The organism is Phocaeicola fibrisolvens, assembly GCF_025567125.1.
Lineage (GTDB): Bacteria > Bacteroidota > Bacteroidia > Bacteroidales > Bacteroidaceae > Phocaeicola > Phocaeicola fibrisolvens.
On sequence record NZ_JAOQJI010000024.1, the window covers coordinates 51,541 to 57,968 of the forward strand.

General features: G+C 50.7%; 6 protein-coding genes and 1 pseudogene. 6 read left to right on the forward strand and 1 reads right to left on the reverse strand.

Going from position 1 to position 6,428, the window contains the following annotated elements; genetic code table 11:
• Nucleotides 1–6: 6 nt before the first annotated feature.
• From OCV81_RS10825 to OCV81_RS10850, 6 genes are read left to right on the forward strand one after another with little or no spacing between them, the layout of a single operon-like run.
• Complete coding sequence (locus tag OCV81_RS10825; RefSeq protein ID WP_148330019.1) at nt 7–456, forward strand: 4Fe-4S binding protein; 450 nt, start codon at nt 7–9, stop codon at nt 454–456.
• A gap of 16 nt (nt 457–472) precedes the next feature.
• Nucleotides 473–988 carry an NADH-quinone oxidoreductase subunit J family protein gene (locus OCV81_RS10830; RefSeq protein WP_148330020.1) on the forward strand — a complete coding sequence of 172 codons (516 nt, stop codon included), beginning with the start codon at nt 473–475 and terminating at the stop codon, nt 986–988.
• A 12-nt stretch (nt 989–1,000) separates the two neighbouring features.
• Nucleotides 1,001–1,318, forward strand: coding sequence for an NADH-quinone oxidoreductase subunit NuoK (gene nuoK, locus OCV81_RS10835; protein WP_007557857.1), 318 nt, complete (start codon nt 1,001–1,003; stop codon nt 1,316–1,318).
• 26 nt (nt 1,319–1,344) lie between these two features.
• On the forward strand, nt 1,345–3,234 hold the full coding sequence (nuoL, locus tag OCV81_RS10840; protein ID WP_148330021.1) for an NADH-quinone oxidoreductase subunit L: 1,890 nt from the start codon (nt 1,345–1,347) through the stop codon (nt 3,232–3,234).
• 20 nt (nt 3,235–3,254) lie between these two features.
• On the forward strand, nt 3,255–4,736 hold the full coding sequence (locus OCV81_RS10845) for a complex I subunit 4 family protein (RefSeq protein ID WP_148330022.1): 1,482 nt from the start codon (nt 3,255–3,257) through the stop codon (nt 4,734–4,736).
• Nucleotides 4,737–4,760: 24 nt separating this feature from the next.
• Nucleotides 4,761–6,179 (forward strand): NADH-quinone oxidoreductase subunit N, encoded by a 1,419-nt coding sequence (locus OCV81_RS10850; protein ID WP_148330023.1) that lies wholly within the window; start codon nt 4,761–4,763, stop codon nt 6,177–6,179.
• Between the two features lie 112 nt (nt 6,180–6,291).
• On the opposite strand, the pseudogene OCV81_RS10855 reads toward OCV81_RS10850, so the two are convergent.
• A pseudogene (locus OCV81_RS10855) lies at nt 6,292–6,428 on the reverse strand (IS4 family transposase); the annotation flags it as partial.

Below are 6,428 nucleotides of genomic sequence, written 5' to 3' on the forward strand. Positions count from 1 at the left end.
TTGAATATGAATGCATTGGAAGAATATTTGAAAGGATATGTCGGTGGAGTAAAGAGCCTGCTGGTAGGTATGCGTACCTCCATGAAGGTGTTTTGCCAGAAGAAGATAACCGAACAATATCCGGAAAACCGCCACACGACTCTCCATATTCCGGAACGCCACAGAGCCATGCTCGAAATGCCGGTCGATGAGAACGGAAACAACCGTTGCATTGCTTGCGGACTGTGCCAGATGAACTGTCCGAACGGAACCATCCACCTGACCACGGAAATGCGGGAAACCGAAGACGGCAAAAAGAAAAAAGTACTGGTGAAATATGAGTATAACCTGGGATCCTGCATGTTCTGCATGCTGTGCGTCAATGCCTGCCCGCACGACGCCATCCGATTCACGAACGACTTCGAGAATGCGGTGTTCCAGAAAGAAAAACTCGTAATGACACTGAACAAGAAATAAATAAAACGAAACGGATATGAATATATCACTTCAAGAAATCGTATTTTATATCGTAGGTGCCTGTATCATCGTCAGCTCCATTCTGGCTGTCACTACAGGAAGACTTCTGCGTGCAGCCACTTACCTGCTGTTCGTGCTCTTCGGCACAGGCGCCATCTACGGAATCCTGGGCTACACCTTCCTGAGTGCGGTCCAGTTGATGGTGTATGCCGGAGGTATCGTGGTATTGTATGTGTTCTCTATCTTGCTGACCCAGTCGGACAAGAATATGAAATACAAACAAAACCAGGCCAAACTTATCAGCGTACTGATTACCACCGTGGTGGGAGCTGTACTGGTACTCTTCCTGGTCATGACCAACGGATTTGCCCTGAACTTGATTCCACAGGGAGTGGAACTTCCAGTCGACCAGATTGGACACGCGTTGATTGGTACCGACAAATACCAGTTCGTCCTGCCGTTTGAGGCCGTCAGCGTATTGTTATTAGCTTGTATGATTGGTGCGATATTGATTGCACGCAAAGAAAAATAACACAGTAAAATTATGGAAATAGAAATTCATGTAGTTCACTACCTCGTCATCAGCACCGTCATGCTTTTCTGCGGCATCTATGGTTTCTTTACCCGCAAGAACCTGCTGGCACTGCTGATTTCAGTAGAATTGATGCTCAATGCGACCAACATCAATTTCGCGGTATTCAACCGTTATCTTTTCCCCGGGCAACTGGAGGGGCATTTCTTCAGCCTGTTCGGAATAGCCATCGCTGCAGCCGAAACCGCCGTGGCCATTGCCATCATTATTAATGTGTATCGCAACCTGAAACAGGTGCTTACCGATGATATAACCGATTTGAAAGGATAACTTTCTTATACATTATTAAATTGCTTATGGATTATACAATTCTGATACTTGCCCTCCCGATGCTGAGCTTCCTGCTCCTGGCACTGGCCGGCATGAAAATGCCTCATCGTGTAGCGGGCGCCATCGGCACACTTTCACTGGGAGTGGTAGCCGTACTGAGCTATCTGACGGCATTCAGCTATTTCACGGCTCCACGTACTGCGGAAGGCCTCTACCCCACGCTGACTCCGTGGAACATTGAATGGCTGCCGTTCACTTCGTCTCTTCATATTGACATGGGTATCCTGCTGGACCCGATTTCCGTCATGATGCTGGTGGTCATTTCCACCGTTTCCCTGATGGTACACATCTACTCTTTCGGTTACATGAAAGGAGAGGTCGGTTTCCAGCGGTATTACGCCTTCCTGTCATTGTTTACTTTCTCCATGCTGGGACTGGTCGTTGCAACCAATATCTTCCAGATGTATGTGTTCTGGGAGCTGGTGGGTGTGTCTTCTTACCTGCTCATCGGTTTCTATTACACCAAACCGGAAGCCATTGCCGCCAGCAAGAAAGCGTTTATCGTAACCCGTTTTGCCGACCTGGGCTTCCTAATCGGTATCCTGATTTACGGATATTACATGCAGACCTTTACCTTCACTCCGGGCACGGAACGTCTGATGCAGGCCGGAATGGTACTTCCCCTCGCACTGGGACTGATGTTCGTGGGTGGTGCCGGTAAGAGTGCCATGTTCCCGTTGCACATCTGGTTGCCGGATGCCATGGAAGGTCCGACTCCGGTATCTGCCTTGATTCATGCCGCCACCATGGTGGTAGCCGGTGTGTACCTGGTAGCCCGCATGTTCCCGCTGTTCATCGGTTATGCGCCTCACACCCTGCACATCGTGGCCTGGGTAGGTGCTTTCACTGCCTTCTACGCAGCCAGCGTAGCCTGCGCACAGAGTGATATCAAACGTGTACTTGCCTTCTCTACCATCTCGCAGATTGGTTTCATGATGGTGGCACTGGGTGTCTGCACCGCAGCCGACCCACACGAAGGCGGTCTGGGTTACATGGCCGGCATGTTCCACCTGTTCACTCACGCCATGTTCAAGGCCTTGCTTTTCCTGGGTGCCGGATGCATCATCCATGCCGTACACAGCAACGAAATGGAAACCATGGGCGGCCTGCACAAATACATGCCGATTACCCACATCACCTTCCTGATTGCCTGCCTGGCCATCGCCGGTATTCCTCCGTTCTCCGGATTCTTCTCCAAGGACGAGATTCTGACGGCCTGCTTCCAGTACAGCCCGGTCATCGGATGGATTATGACGATTATCGCCGGAATGACCGCTTTCTATATGTTCCGTCTGTACTACTGCATCTTCTGGGGCAAGGAAAACAAGGAACTGCATGCACATCATGTACCGCATGAAAGTCCGCTGGCCATGACTTTCCCGCTAATGTTCCTGGCACTGGTTACCATCGTAGCCGGATTCATTCCTTTCGGACACTTCGTTTCTTCCAATGGACATGCCTACGACATTCACCTCGACTGGGGAGTAGCCGGCACCAGCATCGTCATTGCCGTCATCGCCATCGCCCTGGCCACTTGGATGTATGCCCGCGAAAAACAGCCTGTACCCGAGATGCTGGCACAGCGCTTCAGTACCCTGCACCGTGCAGCCTACAAGCGCTTCTACATGGATGAGATCTGGTTGTTCGTTACCAAGAAAATCATCTTCCGCTGCGTATCCACTCCGCTGGCATGGTTCGACCGCCACGTCATCGACCAGTTCATGAATTTCATGGCATGGAGCACCAACGCCGCTGGAGAAACCGTACAGCCGATACAGAATGGTAAAATCCAGACGTACACTCATTATTTCCTGGCAGGTATTATTGTACTGACAATCATCTTGCTGCTGAACTAACAAAGAAGAATCTATAACGTATGAATATATTAAGTCTTTTCGTATTGATACCTCTGCTGATGCTGCTGGGACTGTGGATTGCCCGCAACGTCAATCAGGTCAGAGGAGTGATGGTGGCTGGCTCGTCCATCCTGCTGGTGCTTGCCGCCTACCTCACGGTGTCTTATATCGGACAGCGCCATGCCGGAGCCACGACTGAGATGCTTTTCATGGACAGCATCACGTGGTATGCCCCGCTTCACATCTGCTACTCGGTGGGAGTAGACGGTATCTCGGTGGTCATGCTGCTGCTGAGTTCCATCATCGTATTTACCGGTACATTTGCCTCCTGGAAACTGAAGCCGCTCACCAAGGAATACTTCTTGTGGTTCACCCTGCTGAGCACCGGTGTATTCGGTTTCTTCATCTCTACCGACCTGTTCACCATGTTCATGTTCTATGAAGTAGCCTTGATTCCGATGTACCTGCTGATTGGTGTATGGGGAAGCGGCCGCAAGGAATATGCCGCCATGAAACTGACCCTGATGCTGATGGGTGGTTCCGCCTTCCTGTTGATTGGTATCCTGGGCATCTACTACGGAGCCGGCGCAGAAACCATGAACATTCTAGAAATCGTGAAACACCAGATACCGACCGAGATGCAGCGCATCTTCTTCCCGATGGTCTTCCTGGGATTTGGTGTACTGGGCGCCCTCTTCCCCTTCCATACATGGAGCCCCGACGGTCATGCTTCTGCCCCGACGGCCGTAAGTATGCTGCACGCCGGTGTATTGATGAAACTGGGAGGTTACGGATGCTTCCGTATCGCCATGTACCTGATGCCGACCGGAGCTGCCATTTGGGGTGACTTCTTCCTGGTGCTGACGACCATCTCTGTCGTATACGGTGCCTTCAGTGCCGTGGTACAGACCGACTTGAAATACATCAACGCCTACTCTTCCGTAAGCCACTGCGGACTGGTGTTGTTTGCTTTGCTGATGATGACCCGCGTCAGTGCGACGGGTGCCATCCTGCAGATGCTGAGCCACGGATTGATGACCGCCCTGTTCTTCGCCCTCATCGGTATGATTTACGGACGTACCCACACCCGTGACATCCGTCAGTTGAGCGGACTGATGAAAATCATGCCGTTCCTGTCTGTCGGCTATGTCATTGCCGGTCTGGCCAACTTGGGTCTGCCGGGCCTGAGCGGATTCATTGCCGAAATGACCGTCTTCGTCGGTTCTTTCCAGAATCCGGACTTGTTCCACCGCACCTGCACCGTCATCGCTACGATGAGTATTGTGATTACGGCAGTGTATATCCTACGCGTGGTCGGAAAAATCCTGTATGGCACCTGCCATAACCCGGAACACCTGAAACTGACCGATGCCACCTGGGACGAACGTCTGGCTGTAATCTGCCTGATTGTGGCCGTAGCCGGACTGGGACTTGCTCCTTATTGGGTGAGCAACGTCATCAGCGGAAGCGTAGAACCTATTATCAGCCAACTTATCCGATAACCCGAATAAATAAAAAGAAATTATATGAGCGAATTATTTACTATGCAGGCTGAAATAAGCCTGGTCGCTATCATCCTCCTCATGCTGCTGGCCGACTTGATTATGAAGACGCCCAGCCACAAGCCGCTCCAGTACATGGCTTGCGTGCTGATGGTCGTACAACTGGCCCTGAACATCGTTCCGACCAGCGGTGAAGCATTCGGAGGAATGTATCATGCCACTCAAATGGCATCTATCGTAAAAACCATCCTGACCGCCGGTACCCTGCTCGTGTTCCTGCAGTCGGGCGAATGGTTGTCACGCGAAGATACCCGCCACAAAGCCGGTGAATTCTACATGCTGACCCTGAGTACGCTGCTGGGAATGTATTTCATGGTGAGCGCCGGAAGCTTTATCCTGTTCTATGTAGGATTGGAACTGGCCAGCATCCCGATGGCTTGTCTGGTGGCTTTCGACAAGTTCCGTCATCACAGTGCCGAAGCCGGAGCAAAATTCATTCTGAACTCCATGTTCTCTTCTGCCCTGATGCTGTACGGTATCTCTATGGTGTACGGTACTACCGGAACCACTTATTTTGCCGATGTAACGACCGCACTGACCGGCACACCGCTCCAGATTATGGCCATGGTGTTCTTCTTTGCCGGACTGGGATTCAAGCTGAGCTTGGTTCCGTTCCACATGTGGACACCCGATACTTACCAGGGAGCTCCAACCACAGTGTCGGCCTACCTGTCTGTCATCTCCAAAGGTGCAGCTGCTTTTGCACTGATGAGCATCCTAGTGAAAGTATTCGGACAGATGGTGGCCAACTGGAGTCTGCTGCTGAGCATCGTCATCGTACTGACCATTACCATTGCCAATATCTTCGCCATCCTGCAGGAAGACCTGAAACGATTCATGGCCTATAGTAGTATCTCACAGGCCGGCTACATCATGCTGGCCGTATTGGGAGGAAACGAACAGGGAATGGCTTCACTGGTGTACTACCTCGTAGTGTACATCGCTGCCAACCTGGCTGTATTCGGTGTAATCAGTGTCATTGAACAACATACCGGAGGAAAAGTAGACCGCAGCGCGTACAATGGACTCTATAAAACCAACCCACACCTGAGCTTCCTCATGACGCTGGCCTTGTTCTCTTTGGCCGGAATCCCGCCGTTTGCCGGATTCTTCTCCAAATTCTTCGTATTTGCTTCTGCCTTCCACAGCGGCCACTGGCTGGTAGTATTCCTGGCCTTGGTGAACACCATCATTTCTCTCTACTACTACCTGCTGATTGTGAAAGCCATGTATATCACTCCCAACGATACGCCGATTGCTACCTTCCGTACACCGGCCCTAGCCCGTACGGGATTGTTCATCTGCCTCATTGGAGTCATCATCCTGGGACTTTGCAGTGGAGTGTACGACCTACTCAACCACGCAGCCGGACTGGGATTCTAACCCTAAGATCCATCATATTGCATCATAGAGACTCAAAGAAAGAGTCCGGTTTTATGCCGGACTCTTTCTTTTTATAATCAAGCCCACTACTGTCCACTAAAAATGGACAAGGTTAAAAGTTAAATAAATTCGGTTCACTTGAACCATATCGGTCTTTGACATTTTTGAAATTCGATTTGTCGAACAAGTCACTAAAGTGTGTTTTGTCCGTCAATGATATTCCGAGAATTTGAAGAACCTCATAGATGC